At 65.3% G+C, this 15,985-nt stretch carries 10 protein-coding genes, 1 pseudogene and 2 riboswitches; of the genes and pseudogenes, 6 read left to right on the top strand and 5 right to left on the bottom strand.

Annotated features, from left to right (window positions below; translation table 11 throughout):
* Positions 1-6: 6 nt before the first annotated feature.
* The 4 genes and pseudogenes from ligA to ACRQ5J_RS17335 form a co-directional block, all read right to left on the bottom strand.
* Positions 7-2,343 carry an NAD-dependent DNA ligase LigA gene (gene ligA / locus ACRQ5J_RS17320; protein WP_432378360.1) on the bottom strand — a complete coding sequence of 779 codons (2,337 nt, stop codon included), beginning with the start codon at positions 2,341-2,343 and terminating at the stop codon, positions 7-9.
* A 12-nt stretch (positions 2,344-2,355) separates the two neighbouring features.
* Positions 2,356-3,537 (bottom strand): cell division protein ZipA C-terminal FtsZ-binding domain-containing protein, encoded by a 1,182-nt coding sequence (locus ACRQ5J_RS17325; protein ID WP_432378362.1) that lies wholly within the window; start codon positions 3,535-3,537, stop codon positions 2,356-2,358.
* Positions 3,534-7,061: pseudogene (smc, locus tag ACRQ5J_RS17330) on the bottom strand (chromosome segregation protein SMC). Before smc ends, ACRQ5J_RS17325 begins: the two are co-directional and overlap by 4 nt.
* A gap of 90 nt (positions 7,062-7,151) precedes the next feature.
* Positions 7,152-7,778, bottom strand: coding sequence for a phosphatase PAP2 family protein (locus tag ACRQ5J_RS17335; RefSeq protein WP_432378364.1), 627 nt, complete (start codon positions 7,776-7,778; stop codon positions 7,152-7,154).
* Positions 7,779-7,895: 117 nt separating this feature from the next.
* Here ACRQ5J_RS17335 and ACRQ5J_RS17340 point away from each other — a divergent pair, with 117 nt between their 5' ends.
* From ACRQ5J_RS17340 to ACRQ5J_RS17350, 3 genes are all read left to right on the top strand, one after another.
* The gene (locus ACRQ5J_RS17340) at positions 7,896-8,516 is read left to right on the top strand and encodes a glutathione S-transferase family protein (RefSeq protein ID WP_432378366.1); all 621 of its coding nucleotides are present in this window, start codon (positions 7,896-7,898) and stop codon (positions 8,514-8,516) included.
* A gap of 88 nt (positions 8,517-8,604) precedes the next feature.
* Entirely contained in the window at positions 8,605-10,038 is a 1,434-nt protein-coding gene (locus tag ACRQ5J_RS17345) for a methyl-accepting chemotaxis protein (RefSeq protein WP_432378367.1), read from the top strand.
* A gap of 160 nt (positions 10,039-10,198) precedes the next feature.
* Positions 10,199-10,399 (top strand): hypothetical protein, encoded by a 201-nt coding sequence (locus ACRQ5J_RS17350; protein WP_432378369.1) that lies wholly within the window; start codon positions 10,199-10,201, stop codon positions 10,397-10,399.
* A 52-nt stretch (positions 10,400-10,451) separates the two neighbouring features.
* On the opposite strand, the gene ACRQ5J_RS17355 is transcribed toward ACRQ5J_RS17350, so the two are convergent.
* Complete coding sequence (locus ACRQ5J_RS17355; protein WP_432378371.1) at positions 10,452-11,012, bottom strand: ATP-dependent Clp protease proteolytic subunit; 561 nt, start codon at positions 11,010-11,012, stop codon at positions 10,452-10,454.
* Positions 11,013-11,133: 121 nt separating this feature from the next.
* Positions 11,134-11,220, top strand: a riboswitch (glycine riboswitch).
* A 10-nt stretch (positions 11,221-11,230) separates the two neighbouring features.
* Positions 11,231-11,330, top strand: a riboswitch (glycine riboswitch).
* Positions 11,331-11,374: 44 nt separating this feature from the next.
* Between ACRQ5J_RS17355 and gcvT the strand changes: the two genes are divergently transcribed.
* The 3 genes from gcvT to gcvP all read left to right on the top strand — a co-directional run bounded on the left by gcvT (position 11,375) and on the right by gcvP (position 15,910).
* Positions 11,375-12,496 (top strand): glycine cleavage system aminomethyltransferase GcvT, encoded by a 1,122-nt coding sequence (gene gcvT / locus ACRQ5J_RS17360; RefSeq protein WP_432378372.1) that lies wholly within the window; start codon positions 11,375-11,377, stop codon positions 12,494-12,496.
* Between the two features lie 33 nt (positions 12,497-12,529).
* Positions 12,530-12,910, top strand: a complete 381-nt coding sequence (gene gcvH / locus ACRQ5J_RS17365) for a glycine cleavage system protein GcvH (RefSeq protein WP_432378373.1) — start codon at positions 12,530-12,532, stop codon at positions 12,908-12,910.
* A gap of 105 nt (positions 12,911-13,015) precedes the next feature.
* Entirely contained in the window at positions 13,016-15,910 is a 2,895-nt protein-coding gene (gene gcvP, locus ACRQ5J_RS17370) for an aminomethyl-transferring glycine dehydrogenase (RefSeq protein ID WP_432378375.1), read from the top strand.
* The last annotated feature ends 75 nt before the right edge of the window (positions 15,911-15,985 follow it).

Consider the following 15,985-nt stretch of genomic DNA (forward strand, 5'->3'; position numbering starts at 1 on the left):
CCTTTCTTATTCTTGTGCGAGTAGCGCCAGCAGGCCGGCTTCGTCGAGGATGGTTACTTCCAGTTCCTGCGCCTTGGCCAGTTTGCTGCCGGCGTCGGCGCCGGCTACCAGGTAGTGCGTTTTCTTCGAGACGGAGCCGGAAACCTTGCCGCCTTTGGCTTCGATCAGCGCGGCGGCATGGTCTCGGCCCATGGTCGGCAGCGTCCCGGTCAGCACGAAGGTCTTCCCGGTCAGGTGCCCTTCGGCGGCCACCGCTTCCGGCAGCTGCGCCAGCAGGTCTTCACGCAGCAGGTGCAGCACCTTGACTTGCTGGCGGTTGCCCGGCTGCGCCATCCAGTTCTCCAGCGATTCGGACACTGTCGCCGGCAGGCCGAAGACGTTGAACACTTGCAGATACGCCAGCGCCTCCAGCGTTACGCCTTCTTCCACCAGCTGCTTGCTGCGCGGCTCGGTCAGTTTCGGAATCGCCAGCGCCGCCATCAGCTTGACCGGATCGAGTTTTTCGCGCAGCTTGGCGCTTGGCGGATGCTCGCCTTGCGGCGCCACGCCGGCCGCCAGCAGCGCGTCGATGGCTTGCTGGTTTTTCGGTTCGGCGAAGAAGTCGGCGATCGATTCGGCCACCGTGCCGCCGATATCGGGCAGCACGCGCAGCAGCGCCGCCGGTACGCGGCGGATCAGTTCAAAACGGCCCAGCCACTCGGCCAGCGTCTTGGCGGTGGATTCGCCGACGTGACGGATGCCGAGCGCGAACAGCAGCCGTTCCAGCGGCGGGTTCTTGCTGGCGGCGATGGCTTCCAGCAGGTTGTCCGCCCATTTGGTGGCGATCTTGCCCTTGGCGACCGTCTCCGGCGTGGTGCCGTCGCGTTCATCGGCCAGGCGCTTCATTTCCAGCAGATCGTCGAGCGTCAGCGCGTACAGGTCGGCCACGCGCTGCACCTTGCCCCATTCGACCAGGCTGTCGATGTAGCGGTCGCCCAAACCTTCGATGTCCATCATGCGGCGGCCGGCGAAGTGGCGGATGGCTTCCTTGCGCTGCGCGGAGCAGAACAGGCCACCGGAGCAGCGCGCGATCGCTTCGCCCTCTTCGCGCACCACGTGCGAGCCGCATACCGGGCATTCCTTCGGCAGCTCATACACCACTGTCGATTCGGGTCGGCGCTCAAGCACCACGGCCAGCACTTCCGGAATGACGTCGCCGGCGCGGCGCACGATGACGGTGTCGCCCACGCGCACGTCCTTGCGGCGCACTTCATCCTCGTTGTGCAGCGTGGCGTTGGTGACGTTGACGCCGCCAACGAATACCGACGCCAGGCGCGCCACCGGCGTGATGGCGCCTGTCCGGCCGACCTGCACTTCGATCGCCTGCACGGTGGTCAGCGCTTCCTCGGCCGGGAATTTGTGCGCCAGCGCGAAACGCGGCGCGCGCGAGACGAAGCCCAGCGTGCGCTGGTCTTCCAGGCGGTTGGCCTTGTACACCACGCCGTCGATTTCGTATGGCATGGCCGGACGGGCTTCGCCGATCTGTTTGTAGTAGGCCATCAGGCCATCGTAGCCGCGCACTACCGTGGCTTCCTTCGCTACTGGCATGCCCAGTTCACGATACCAGTCCAGCAGCGCCGAGTGCGAGGCCGGCATGTCCGCGCCTTCCAGCGCGCCGACGCCGTAGGCAAAGAAACTCAGCTTGCGCGACGCGGTAATGCGCGAATCGAGCTGGCGCAGGCTGCCCGCCGCCGCGTTGCGCGGATTGACGAACTCCTTCTGGCCCGCTTCGCGCTGGCGCGCGTTCATCGCCTCGAAATCCTTTTTGAACATCAGCACCTCGCCGCGCACATCGAGGATGGCCGGCGGGTTGGCGGTGTTCAGGCGCAGCGGAATGCTGCGGATGGTGCGGATGTTGGCGGTGACATCCTCGCCGGTATAGCCGTCGCCGCGCGTGGCCGCCTGTGCCAGCACGCCGTCGATGTAGCGCAGATTGATCGCCAGGCCGTCGTATTTGACTTCGGCGGCGTATTCCACCAGCGCGGCGGTGTCCAGCCCTTCGCGCACGCGGCGGTCGAAGTTCTCGATATCCTCGTCGGTGAAGCCGTTGTTCAGCGACAGCATCGGCACCGTGTGCGTCACCTGCTCGAACTGCGGCAGCGGCGCCGCCCCGACACGCCTGGTCGGCGAGTCGGGCAGCGCCAGCTCAGGGTGCGATGCTTCGAGCTGCTGCAGCTCGATGAACAGCTTGTCGTACTCCGCGTCCGGAATGGTTGGCGCGTCCAGCACGTGATAGGCGTGCAAATGCCGGTTCAGCTCCGCGCTGAGTTGCTCGATGCGCGTTTTGAAATCTACTTCTGACATTGCCAGACCTTCTTAGCTGAACAGACGCAGCGCACGGGTCGAACCGGCCGGAATGTCGGCGTCGTTCATCTCCGTATAGAAATCCTGAACCTGGCCGGCGATTTCAGTCAGCGCCGCGTCGGACAACGGCTGGTTGTAATCGTCGACGATGGTCGCGTCCAGGCGCGCCACCAGGCCCTTGGCGCAAGCGACCATGGCGCCGAAGCCGTCGCGCGCCGGCGCCACGCATGGCACGTCCAGCAGCAGCGTCAGGCGCGAGGTGGTTTCCTCGGCCGGGGTGACGTTGGTCGACAACGAGAACAGGAAGCCGCCGTCGCCGTCCGGCATCACAAAGCGGCCGTCCGGGCGCAGGTCGAAGCCCTGCTTCTCCAGCGCGCCGATGAGCGTGTTGATCGCCCACGGCGCGCCGTTCGATTGCAGGTTGACGCCCAGTTGCGCGTCGTGGCCGGCGACGAAACGGTGCAGGTTGCGCGCCTCGGCCATCACTTCGATCATGTCCGGAATCGCCGGCTCGGCGCCGATTTCGTCGGCCATGGCGCGCAGGCGCGTCACCAGTTCCGAATATTCCAGTTCGTTCAACGCGGTGCTGCGGCTGGCCAGCTGCACGCCGCCTTGCAGTTCGGTGTAGACGCCGCCATGGGCGATCGGCTCCCAGTCGCCGCTGACGGCCTTGCCGATGTAGTGCACCGGCTTGTTGCCGACCATGCGCAGCGTTTGCAGCACCGGCAGCAGCTTGTCGCCGCGCGCCGGCGCTTCCAGCGCCAGCGGCAGCAGGCAGTCGATCAGCGGATCGACCAGCGCGGTCGCCTGCTCGGCGGCGGCGGCCGATGCGGCGTTGGCGCGCGCGGCCAGTTCGTCCTCGCTGGCGGGCTTGCCGGCGTCGTCCTCGGTGGTGAATTCGGCCGCCACCGCGCCCAGCGCCGCTGCGGCGGCGGCGGCCTCGCCGCCGGCCACGCCGGGCGCCGCGCTGTCGAGCGAGAAGCTCGGTTCCTGGCGCACCTGCGGCGCCAGCGGGTCCACGGCGGGCGCCAGCTGCGGCTCTTCGCCGCTGCGCATCAGCACATCGTCATGGTCGGTCGAGAAGGCGCGTTCGACGCTTTTCTTGGCCTTGTACTCCTGGATTTTGTTGTACGTGAAGACGCCGGCGACAAACACGCCGGCGGCCGCGATTAAACTGAGTTGAAGATCTGTCATGCTGCTTGTGCCTCGGTAGCGAAGTTTGCGGCGGATTCCATATCCACCGCCACGATGCGCGATACACCCTGCTCCTGCATCGTCACACCGATCAGTTGATTGGCCATCTCCATCGCAATCTTGTTGTGCGAGATGAAGAGGAATTGAGTATGTTCGGACATGCGCTTGACCATGCGGCAGAATCGCTCGGTATTGGCGTCGTCCAGCGGCGCGTCCACCTCGTCCAGCAGGCAGAACGGCGCGGGGTTCAGCCGGAACATGGAGAACACCAGCGCGGTGGCGGTCAATGCCTTCTCGCCACCGGATAGCAGGTGGATGGTGGCGTTCTTCTTGCCCGGCGGCTGGGCCATGACCTGCACGCCGGAGTCGAGGATTTCGTCGCCGGTCATGATCAGCTTGGCCTGGCCGCCGCCAAACAGGATCGGGAACAGTTCGGAGAAGTGGCCGTTGACGCGGTCGAACGTGTCTTGCAGCAGATCGCGCGTTTCCTTGTCGATCTTGCTGATGGCGTCTTCCAGCGTGGTGATCGCCTCCTGCAAATCGGCGTTCTGCGCATCGAGGAAATTCTTGCGCTCGGAAGCGGTGGCCAGTTCGTCCAGCGCCGCCAGGTTGACGGCGCCCAGCAGCGAAATGGCGTTGGTCAGGCGCGTCACCTCGCCTTGCAGGTAGGACGCCTTCATGTCCGGATGCAGCTTCTCGGCCAGCGCCGCCTCGTCGGCCTGGGCCTCGGCCAGTTGCGCGGCGAACTGCTCCTGGTTCAGGCGCGCGGCCTGCTCCTTCAGCTGCATCTCCATGATCTTGTCGCGCTGCGGTTGCAGCGCGCGCTCGGTCGACATGCGGCCTTCCTCGAACATGCGCATCTGCTGCGCGATCTGATCGAGTTCGTGGCGCGCGTCGGACAGCGCTTTCTCTTGTTCGGTGCGGCGGTCCAGCAGCTCCTGCAAGCCCTCGTTGGCGCTGCCCTGCTCCAGGCCTTCAAGCTCCATGCGGCCGGCCTCCATGCTCTCGGTCACCTGCGCCACCTGCGCGGTGGCGGTGGCGACATTGCGGCGGAATTCCTCGATCTTGCTGCGCTGGGTCTTTTCCGCGAACTGCACTTCCTGCGCCGCGCGTTCCAGGTCGCGCAAGGCCTGGCGGGCGTCGGCCAGGCGCTGCTCTTTCTGCATAAAGTCGGTCTGGCCGTCTTCGTGCGTGCCTTGCAGCTCGCCCAGCTCCATGTCCAGCTGCTCGAACTTCTCTTCGGACTCCAGCTTGATCTGCGTCTGCTCCTCTTCCTGCGCGGCGATTTCGGCCAGGTCGGTTTCGATCTGCGTGCTGCGCTGGTTGAAGCGCGCCTCGATCTCGGACAGCTTCACCACCTCCAGCTGCAGCGTGTGCACCGACGATTGCAGGCCTTGCAGCCTGGCGCGGTACTCACTCAGCCGGCGCGCCAGATCCGACACGGCGGCTTCCGCGCGAACCGAGCGCGCACGCGCCTCGTCAGCGAGCATCTGCTGCGCGCGCAGCTGCTTGGTGATGTTGTCGATTTCCTGCTGCCGTCCCAGCATGCCCGTCCTGCTCGGAGTCGGCGGCGTAGAAGCGCACGCTGCCCTGCGTGACGACGTGGCCCTGGCGGGTGATGATGCTGCCGCCGGCCGGCAGCCTGGCGCGGTCGTCGAACGCTTGCGCCGTGTCCTCGGCGATGTAGACGTTGTGCAGCCAGTCCTGCAGCAAGCCGCGCAGACCAGGGTCGTTGATCTTCAGCAGATTCAGGAAAGGCTTCAGGCCCGGCGCCTCCACCGGCGCCGGCGGCACGGCGGTCGATGGCGCATACAGCGCCAGCTTGGCCGGCGGCGCATCGCTGAAGAAGGCCTTGGCCCATTCGATGTTCGACATTTGCAGCGCCGAGGTGCGCTCGCGCAGCAGCGATTCCAGCGCCTGCTCCCAGCCCGCTTCGATGTTCAGCTTCTGCCACAGACGCGGCAGCGATTCCAGCTCGTGCTTTTGCAGCCATGGCGTGACCTTGCCCTGCGTTTGCACGCGCTCCTGCAACTGGCGCAGCGCATTGAGGCGCGCTTCCAGCTGCGCGTTGGCGGCGGTTTCGGTGTTGACCTGCTGCTGCGCTTCCTGGCGCTCCTGCTCCAGCCTGGGCTGCTGCTCCAGCGCTTCCTCCAGCACGAACTGCTGTTCTTCCAATGCCAGCTGCTTTTCTTCCAGCTGCAAGCGCAGGTTGGCCAGATGCGCGCTGTCCGGCAGGCTCAAGCCGTTCTTTTCCTGTTGCAGGCGCTCGCGGCGCACAGCCAGGCCGTTCAGGATGTTGCTGGCGTTGCGCTGGTGCGCCGATTCCAGTTCCAACTGCTGCTGCGCCTGCATGATGCGGGCGCGCGATTCGGTGCTCCTGGCCTGCGCTTCCTTCCACGCCTGCTCCAGCGTCGGCAGCGATTCGGCCTTTTGCTCGGCCATCATCTGCGCCTCTTCGACCTTGGCGCCCAGTTCCTCCAGCGAGAATTCGGCCTCGCCGATCTGCTCGCTGTATTCGCTGACCTGGCGCTGCCACTGCTCGCGCTGCGCGCCCAGCGCGGCCAGCTGCGCTTGCAGGCGGCCGCGCGATTCGACCACGAACTTGATCTGCGCTTCCAGGCTGCCGATTTCGGCATTGGTCTGATACAGCGCGCCCTGCGCGGTGTGCAGGCGGTCGCCGGCGGCGAAGTGCGACTGCCGCATCTGCTCCAGCGACAGCTCGACGTTGCGCAGCTTGGCGGTCTGCTCTTCCAGGTCGTTCTGCGCCTGCTCGACTTCGCGGAAGTATTTTTCTGCTCGTTCTCGGCCTCGATCTTGCGCAGCAGCCAAAGCAGCTTTTGCTTTTCTTCCTGGTCGGCTTGCAGCTGATGGAACCTGGTCGCCACGGCGGCCTGGCTCTCCAGCTTTTCCAGGTTGGCATTCAGTTCGCGCAGGATATCCTCCACGCGCAGCAGATTCTCGCGCGTGTCGTGCAGGCGGTTTTCGGTTTCGCGGCGGCGCTCCTTGTACTTCGAGACGCCGGCCGCCTCCTCCAGGAACACGCGCAGCTCTTCCGGGCGCGATTCGATAATCCGCGCAATCATGCCCTGGCCGATGATGGCGTAGGCGCGCGGACCGAGGCCGGTGCCGAGGAAGATGTCCTGGATGTCGCGGCGCCGCACCGGCTGGCCGTTGATGTAGTAAGTGGACGTGCCGTCGCGCGTCAGCGTGCGCTTGACGGCGATTTCCGCGTACTGGCCCCACTGGCCGGCGGCCTTGCCGGCGTTATTGTCGAACACCAGCTCCACCGAAGCGCGGCCGGCCGGCTTGCGGTTGGTCGAGCCGTTGAAGATCACGTCCTGCATCGATTCGCCGCGCAGCTCCGAGGCCTTGGATTCGCCCAGCACCCAGCGCACGGCGTCGATGATGTTCGACTTGCCGCAACCGTTGGGACCCACCACGCCAACCAGTTGACCCGGCACCTGGAAATTGGTGGGATCAACGAAAGACTTAAATCCCGACAATTTGATGGAGGATAGACGCACGTTGTTATCTAGGGGTTGGGGCTGGAAAATTTCACAATAATACCATTTTGCGCATCATATCAGGCCGCAAACCAGAGGGCTACACCGTTGTCAGCGCAGCTGTGGCTTGGGCGCGCGCCAGCTGGCGCGGGTATAGGGACGGTCGTGACCCGACAGGTGCAGCGCCACCTTGGTGATCCAGGTTTCCGCCGGGATCGGCTTGACCTGCGGCGCCGCCAGCAGCACCGGCACGCACAGCACGGCCAGCACGCGGCTCATCGGCAACTGGCGCTCGCCCTGCGCGCACCAGATGAAGGCGGCGGCAATGGCCAGGCCGAGCACGCAGCCGGTCCAGGCTTCCGAGGCCGAGTGGGCGTCGGTATGGATGCGCGACATGGCGATCAGCACCGACAGCACCATGCCGGCCGTGCTGCCCAGCATCTGCGCCCAGGGCGGCGACGAGCGCGTGACCAGGAAGCCGGCCACCGGAAACACCGCCGCCGCGCGCATCGCGTGGCCGCTGAAACCGCCGAACTCGACCGAGGCGACGCCCAGGCCCCAGCCGATGTAGGCGATCTTGGTCAGCACCACCAGCGCCATGCCGCCGCCGAACAGCAGCACCCAGCTGGCCGCCAGCCGCCACGACTTGCCCACCAGCAGCCATGCCAGTATCGCCAGACCGATCGGGCCGGTGACGGCCAGACTCCCTACCACTCCCAACCAATGCCACAAAACCATAGCCATCCTTATTCCGCACTGCAGCATGCATTAAAACACATGGGAACATATTTTAGCGATATATTTCCCTTGCGCAATATCCGCTGCGCGCCAGGCAAGCTGTGGCATACTCTGGCGATGCTATCGATTTACGGAAAATCCAGCTCGATCAACGTCCGCAAAGTGCTGTGGACCTGCGCCGAACTCGACCTGCCCTACCAGCTGCAACAATACGGCGCGGGCCACCAATCCACGAGCACGCCGGAATTCCTGGCGATGAATCCCAACGGCATGGTGCCGGTCATCGTCGACGACGGCCAGGCGCTGTGGGAGTCGAACACCATCTGCCGCTACCTCGCCGCCAAGCATGGCCGCGGCGACCTGCTGCCGGTCGCGCCGATGGCGCGCGCGCAGATGGAAAAGTGGATGGACTGGCAGGCAACCGAGCTGAACAACTCGTGGCGCTATGCCTTCATGGCGCTGGTTCGGCACAGCCCGCTGCATGCCGATGCGGCCGCCATCGCCGCCAGCACGGCCGAATGGAACCGCCTGATGGGCATGCTGGACCGGCAACTGGAAGAGCGCCCCTTCGTCTGCGGCGACCATCTGACGCTGGCCGATATCGTCCTCGGCCTGTCGGTCAACCGCTGGCTGTCGACGCCGATGACGCGCCCCGCGCTGGCCGCGGTCGGCGCGTATTTTGCGCGCCTGGGGCAACGCCCCGGCTTCCGCCAGCACGGCTGCAACGGCCAGCCCTGACGGCGCCACGCCGCATGCTTGCGCGGCATCAACGGGCGGAATGGGCGTTTCCTTAAGATAAAACTCTGTCCACGCCCTGAAGGATGCCATGAAAATCCTGCACAACCTCGAAACGTCCCGCAAGCTGCTGGCCGCCTTCGCCATTCTGCTCAGCCTGACGGCCGTGGTCGGCCTCAGCGCGCTGTCGCGGCTGAACGCCATCAACCAGGCTTCGCTTGAATTATCCGGCAAATGGCTGCCGCAGACGGTGGACGCCCTGGCCAGGCGCAACGCCGCGCTGCTGAACGAAGGCAACGCGGCCTCGCCGGAGGCCGAGCTGCAACAGCAGCGCGCGCTCAACGCCCAGCTGAGCCGCCTGATGGTCGGCGCCATCCAGGCCAGCCAGGAAGAAACGCGCCAGACGGAAGCGCTGTACAAGGAAGCCCGCATCATCACCTTCAGCGTGCTGGCGACTGCCATCGGCGGCGGCGCCCTGCTCGGGCTGTGGGTGGCGCGCTCGATATCGCGTCCGCTGCAGCAGGCGATGGCGGTGGCGCAGCGCATCGCCGGTGGCGACCTCAGCTCGCGCATTGCGCCGCAGCCCGCCAACCAGATCGGCAAGCTGCTGCTGGCAATGCAGCATATGAACGACCAGCTCCAAGGCATCGTCGGCCAGGTGCAGAGCGGCACCCGGGCCCTCGGCGGCGCGGCGGCGCAGATCGCCGAGGGCAATCAGGAATTGTCGGCGCGCACCGGGCAGCAGGCGTCGGCGCTCGAACAAACCGCCGCGTCGATGGAACAGCTGACCACGACCGTGCGCCAGAACGCCAAGCATGCGGCGGCGGCCAACAAGCTGGCGTTGTCGGCCTCCGCCATTGCCGAGCGCGGCGGCGGCGATGTGGCGCAGGTGGTGGGGACGATGGCGTCCATCAACGACAGCTCGCGCAAGATTGCCGACATCATCGGCGTGATCGACGCCATTGCCTTCCAGACCAATATCCTGGCGCTGAACGCGGCCGTGGAAGCGGCGCGCGCCGGCGAACAGGGGCGCGGCTTCGCGGTGGTGGCGTCCGAGGTGCGCAACCTGGCGCAGCGCAGCGCTGCGGCCGCCAAGGAAATCAAAGACCTGATCAACGATTCGGTCGACAAGGTGGCGCTCGGCTCGCAACTGGCCGACCAGGCGCGCCAGACCATGGACAAGGTGGTCGACAGCGTGCAGCAGGTGACCGGGCTGATCGGCGAAATCGCCAGCGCCAGCGCCGAGCAGACCAGCGGCCTGGAACAGGTGAACCAGGCCATCGCCGCCATGGACCGGGCAACGCAGCAAAACGCCGCGCTGGTCGGCGAGGCGGCGGCCGCGGCCACCGCCATGCGCGGCGAGACTGGCAAACTGAGCGCGGCAATCAGCGTGTTCACCGCCGCCGATGAAGGGCTGGCGCCGCCGGCGCAACGGTGCACTGCGGGCGCGGGCGCGCTGGCGGCGGCGCCCGCCGGGCAGGCTGCGGGCCGCCCGCAGCAACAAGTCGACTGGGAAGAGTTTTAATTTGCCAGCAAGGCCTGCTCCTACAAGCATCTGGGCCAAATTCCGATACCGAGCCGGAGTTCAAAATCGCATCATGGCGTCACCGGAAACGCCTCAGCTCCTCCAACAGCCGGGACGATTCTGGCGAGTACGTTCTTTTCACTTTTACAAAGGAAGCAAAATGAACTCGAATCAAAAAGGCAGCAGCAACAACCAGGGCTCGAAACAAGGCTCCAACCAAGGCAGCAGCAAGCAATCGGGCAGCGCAGGCTCGTCCAGCGGTTCGCGTAGCGGCAACCAGGGCGGCACCCACGAGCAGCACGTCGAAGCTGGCCGTCAAAGCCACAAAAATGACGGCAACAAGCAATCCGGCAACCGCTAAGTAGACATTCTGCGGTACATGCGGCGCTGCGCGCGCCGCATCGCCGGACACATCAGATATTGGTGACGCGCTGGCCGCCAGGCGGCACAAAGTCCTCGACGCCGTTCACCAGCCCCACTTTCAACGCCTCGGCCGCCGTCAGGTGCAGGTCCGAGTATTCATGGGTGCGCCAGTGCTCGTCGGTCAGCTGCACGTGGTTGCGCAGGATCTGTTCGGTGCGGGCGTCGTCGGCCTGCAGGCCTTCGACGATGATGCGCAGCGCATCCGGGCGGGCGCCGTGCGGCGCGCTGGCGTGCGACTTGTGCACCATGAAGCGGGCGGTGTCGCTGGCATAGCGCTCGGCGCCGGCCAGGAACAGCACCACCGCGATCGACGCCACCGCGCCGGCGTTGTAGGTGACAATCTTGATCGGCAATTTGCTCAGGTAGTTGTACAGGCAGATGCCGTCGCTGACGTAGCCGCCGTTGGACTGGATCAGGATGTGGGCGGTGGTAATGCGGTCCTCGGTCATGTCGGCAACCGCGTCGAAGACGCGGCGCACCATGTCGCTGTTGACATCTCCGGACAGCGTGAACCACGCATGCCCGTCGTAATTGGTTTGGTCTTGGCTCATCTGTGGGCTCTCAAAATCGTGTGATTTATTCTAGCAAATTGTTTCTTTTCCAGCATTTTGCGCGTTCATTCGTGCGCGGCCAGGCAAGATTGACATTCAAGCCCTTCTGACATATATTCCCGAGTCTTGATCGGGAGAGGGCAAACCAGCTTTGCCGCCGAAGGGGCACTACCCAAAAACTCTCAGGCAAAAGGACCGGTCAGGGGGCCATGCAGCGTGGCTCAAACTCTGGAGAGAGGTTGCGGACGCAACCCACCGAAGGGGCGTGCGGAACCAGCTTTCCGCTATCTCTCAGGTACCAAGGACAGAGGGGTTTTGGAATCATTGGCATTCCCGTTAACCTCTTTCGTTTGGACCGTACCATGACGCTCAAAGCCACCCCACTCAATAACGCACACCGCGCAGCCGGCGCCCGCATGGTCGATTTCGGCGGCTGGGACATGCCGGTCAACTACGGTTCGCAGATCGAAGAGCACAACGCCGTGCGCACCGACGTCGGCATGTTCGACGTCGCCCACATGTGCGTGGTCGATATCAAGGGCGACCATGCGCGCGCCTTCCTGCGCCACCTGCTGGCCAACAATGTCGACAAGCTGCAGGTGTCGGGCAAGGCGCTCTACTCGTGCATGCTGAATCAGGAAGGCACCGTCATCGACGACCTGATCGTCTACTTCATCAACGAAAGCTGGTTCCGCCTGGTGGTCAACGCCGGCACCGCCGAGAAGGACGTGGCGTGGATGCAGCAGCAGAACGCCGCCGGCAAGCACGGCCTGACCATCACCCAGCGCCGCGATGGCGACAACGCCATGGCGCTGATCGCCGTGCAGGGCCCGAACGCCCGCGCCAAGGTATGGCAAGTGATTCCGGAATCGCAAGCCGCCGCCGCCGAGATGAAGCCGTTCAACGTCGCCTTCGCGCAGAGCGCCGCGTTTGGCGAGGCGATGATCGCCCGCACCGGCTACACCGGCGAGGACGGGTTTGAAATCGGCGTGGCCGCCGACAAGGCCGAACAACTGTGGCAGGCGCTGGCCGCCGCCGGCGTCAAGCCGGCCGGCCTGGGCGCGCGCGACACGCTGCGCCTGGAAGCCGGCATGAACCTGTACGGCCAGGACATGGACGAAAGCGTCAACCCGCTGGACGCCGGCCTGGCCTGGACCATCGACCTGGTGGCCGAGCGCGATTTCATCGGCAAGGCGGCGCTGCAGGCCAAGGGCCAGAACGCCCAGTTCGTCGGCCTGATCCTGCGTGAAAAAGGCGGCGTGCTGCGCGCGCACCAGAAAGTCATCGTGGCCGGCAGCGACGCCACCGGCGAAATCACCAGCGGCACCTTCAGCCCGACCATGCAGCAGGCGATCGCGCTGGCGCGCGTGCCGATGGGCGTGAATGTCGGCGACACCGTGCACGTGGAAATCCGCGACAAGAAACTGGCCGCGTCTGTGGTTAAATTGCCGTTCGTCCGCAACGGCAAAATCCTGGCCGTCTGAATTTAATACCCTCACCCTCTGGAGCATTACAATATGAACATTCCTGCAGACCTGAAGTACACCGAATCCCACGAGTGGGTACGCGCTGAAGCTGACGGCACCGTCACTGTAGGCATTACCGAGTACGCACAGGATGCACTGGGCGATATCGTCTTCGTCGAGCTGCCGAAAGTCGGCAACAGCTACACCGCCGGCGACGACGCCGCCGTGGTGGAGTCGGTGAAAGCCGCTTCCGACATCTACGCGCCGGTATCGGGCGAGGTGGTGGCCGTGAACGAAGACGTGGTTAACGCGCCCGAGTCGATCAACAGCGACGCTTATGCGGCATGGCTGTTCAAGATCAAGCCGGCCGACGCCGCCGCCATCGACGGCCTGCTGGATGCCGCCGGCTACACCAAAAACATCGGCGCCTGATGCCCGTCGCTCCCGCGTAGGCGGGAGTCCATGGCACGCCCACTCTGCATAGGTTCCCGCCGCCCGCGGGAACGACAGCCTACCCCAACTGCCCTCGCCCACATCATGACCCGCACCAGCCTGACCCAACTCGAAGCACGCGACGCTTTCATCGCCCGTCACATCGGCCCGGACGCCGCCGAACAGCAGGAAATGCTGTCGGTTCTCGGCTACGCCTCGCGCGCCGCCCTGATCGACGCCATCGTGCCCGCCAACATCCGCAACCAGGCCGCCCTGCCGCTGGGCGCCTACGCGCAGCCGATGCCGGAAAGCGAAGCGCTGAACAAGCTGAAAAAAATCGCTGCGAAAAACAAGGTGCTGAAGTCGCTGATCGGCCAGGGCTACTACAACACGCTGACGCCCAACGTCGTCCTGCGTAACATCTTTGAAAACCCGGCCTGGTACACCGCCTACACGCCCTACCAGCCGGAGATTTCGCAAGGCCGCCTGGAAGCCATCCTGAACTTCCAGCAAACCATCACCGACCTGACCGGCATGGGCATCGCCAACGCCTCGATGCTCGACGAAGGCACGGCCGCCGCTGAGGCGATGACGCTGATCCAGCGCGTCAGCAAGTCCAAGTCCAACGTCTTCTACGTGGCCGACGACGTGCTGCCGCAAACGCTGGAAGTGGTGCAGACCCGCGCCAGGCCGCTGGACATCGACGTCAAGGTCTTCCATCCGGCCGAACTGGCCGGCATCGGCGAATGCTTCGGCGTGCTGCTGCAATACCCTGGCGTCAACGGCAATGTGCGCGACTACAAGGCCGACGTTGAAACGGTCAAGGCCAAAGGCGCGATGGTGGTTGCCGCCGCCGACCTGCTGGCGCTGACGCTGCTGACGCCGCCGGGCGAATGGGGCGCCGATGTCGTCGTCGGCAACTCGCAGCGCTTCGGCGTGCCGCTGGGCTTCGGCGGCCCGCACGCCGGCTACATGGCCACCCGCGACGAATTCAAACGCTCGATGCCGGGCCGCCTGGTCGGCGTCACCATCGACGCGCAGGGCAACAAGGCCTACCGCCTGGCGCTGCAAACCCGCGAGCAGCACATCCGCCGCGAAAAAGCCACGTCGAATATCTGCACCGCGCAAGTACTGCTGGCGGTAATGGCGTCGATGTACGCCGTCTACCACGGCCCGCAAGGCCTGCAACAGATCGCGCAGCGCGTGCACCGCCTGACCGGCGTGCTGGCGTCCAACCTGAAAACGCTGGGCTACACCATCACCAACGACAGCTGGTTCGACACCCTGACCGTCAATGTCAAGAACGCCGAGCAGCTGCACGCATCGGCCCACTCGCACGGCGTCAACCTGCGCGTGATCGACGCCACCCACGTCGGCGTGTCGCTGGACGAAACCACCACCCGCGAAGACATCGCCCTGCTGTGGACCGTGTTCTCGCATCCGGTTGGCGGCCCTGCGCACGGCCCGGACTTCGACAGCGTCGAAGCTGCCGTCGCCGAGTCGTTCCCGGCCGCGCTGGCGCGTAGCTCGGCCTACCTGACGCACCCGGTGTTCAACCGCTACCACTCGGAAACCGAGATGCTGCGCTACCTGCGCTCGCTGGCCGACAAGGACCTGGCGCTGGACCGCACCATGATCCCGCTGGGTTCCTGCACCATGAAGCTGAACGCCACCAGCGAAATGATCCCGGTCACGTGGCCGGAATTTTCGACCATCCACCCGTTCGCACCGGAAGCGCAGACCGTCGGCTACCGCGAGATGATCGCCTCGCTGGAAGAGATGCTGTGCGCCGTCACCGGCTACGCCGCCGTCTCGCTGCAGCCTAACGCCGGCTCGCAGGGCGAATACGCCGGCCTGCTGGTGATCCAGGCTTACCACCAGTCGCGTGGCGAGGGCCACCGCAACATCTGCCTGATTCCATCGTCGGCGCACGGCACCAACCCGGCATCGGCATCGATGGTCGGCATGCAGGTGGTGGTGACCGCCTGCGACGCCAACGGCAACGTCGACCTGGCGGACCTGAAGGCCAAGGCAGAACAGCACTCGAAAAACCTGGCCTGCGTCATGGTCACCTACCCTTCGACGCACGGCGTGTTTGAAGAAGGCATCCGCGAACTGTGCGACATCGTCCACAGCCATGGCGGCCAGGTGTACGTCGACGGCGCCAACATGAACGCACTGGTCGGCGTGGCCGCGCCGGGCGCGTTCGGCGGCGACGTCTCGCACCTGAACCTGCACAAAACCTTCTGCATTCCGCACGGCGGCGGCGGCCCGGGCGTCGGCCCGATCGGCGTCGGCGCGCACCTCGCCAAGTTCCTGCCGAACCAGCGCTCGAACGGCTATATCCGCGACAACGCCGGCATCGGCGCCGTCTCGGCCGCGCCATACGGCTCGGCGTCGATCCTGCCGATTTCGTGGATGTACATCGCCATGATGGGCGCCGAAGGCCTGACCGCCGCCACCGAAACCGCGATCCTCAACGCCAACTACATCGCGCGCCGCTTGTCGCCGCACTTCCCGGTGCTGTACGCGGGCCACGACGGCCTGGTGGCGCACGAGTGCATCATCGACCTGCGCCCGTTGCAGGACGCCACCGGCATCTCCAACGAGGACGTCGCCAAGCGCCTGATGGACTTCGGCTTCCACGCCCCGACCATGTCGTTCCCGGTGCCGGGCACGCTGATGATCGAGCCGACCGAATCGGAATCGAAAGCCGAGATGGACCGCTTCATCGACGCCATGATCGCGATTCGCGGCGAGATCGCCAAGGTGGAAAGCGGCGAGTTCGACAAGCTGAACAACCCGCTGAAGTTCGCGCCGCACACCGCCGAGGTGCTGACGGCCGACGTCTGGGACCGCAAGTACTCGCGTGAAGTGGCGGCGTATCCGGTGCCTTCGCTGCGCAAGCAAAAGTACTGGCCGCCGGTCGGCCGCGCCGACAACGTCTACGGCGACCGCAACCTGTTCTGCGGCTGCGCGCCGATCAGCGACTACGAGTAAGCCTGGCTCGGCCCTGCGCCGTAACGGCGCACATCTAAGCAACCCCGTCATTCCCGCGCAGGCGGGAATCCATAG

Source organism: Duganella sp. P38 (genome assembly GCF_050859475.1).
GTDB lineage: Bacteria > Pseudomonadota > Gammaproteobacteria > Burkholderiales > Burkholderiaceae_D > Rugamonas.

Coding starts and splice junctions, on each gene's coding strand:
- gcvH (WP_432378373.1), top strand. CDS start 12,530: ATGAACATTCCTGCAGACCTGAAGTACACCGAATCCCACGAGTGGGTA.
- ACRQ5J_RS17350 (WP_432378369.1), top strand. CDS start 10,199: ATGAACTCGAATCAAAAAGGCAGCAGCAACAACCAGGGCTCGAAACAA.
- gcvP (WP_432378375.1), top strand. CDS start 13,016: ATGACCCGCACCAGCCTGACCCAACTCGAAGCACGCGACGCTTTCATC.
- ACRQ5J_RS17345 (WP_432378367.1), top strand. CDS start 8,605: ATGAAAATCCTGCACAACCTCGAAACGTCCCGCAAGCTGCTGGCCGCC.
- ACRQ5J_RS17355 (WP_432378371.1), bottom strand. CDS start 11,012: ATGAGCCAAGACCAAACCAATTACGACGGGCATGCGTGGTTCACGCTG.
- ACRQ5J_RS17325 (WP_432378362.1), bottom strand. CDS start 3,537: ATGACAGATCTTCAACTCAGTTTAATCGCGGCCGCCGGCGTGTTTGTC.
- ACRQ5J_RS17340 (WP_432378366.1), top strand. CDS start 7,896: ATGCTATCGATTTACGGAAAATCCAGCTCGATCAACGTCCGCAAAGTG.
- gcvT (WP_432378372.1), top strand. CDS start 11,375: ATGACGCTCAAAGCCACCCCACTCAATAACGCACACCGCGCAGCCGGC.
- ACRQ5J_RS17335 (WP_432378364.1), bottom strand. CDS start 7,778: ATGGTTTTGTGGCATTGGTTGGGAGTGGTAGGGAGTCTGGCCGTCACC.
- ligA (WP_432378360.1), bottom strand. CDS start 2,343: ATGTCAGAAGTAGATTTCAAAACGCGCATCGAGCAACTCAGCGCGGAG.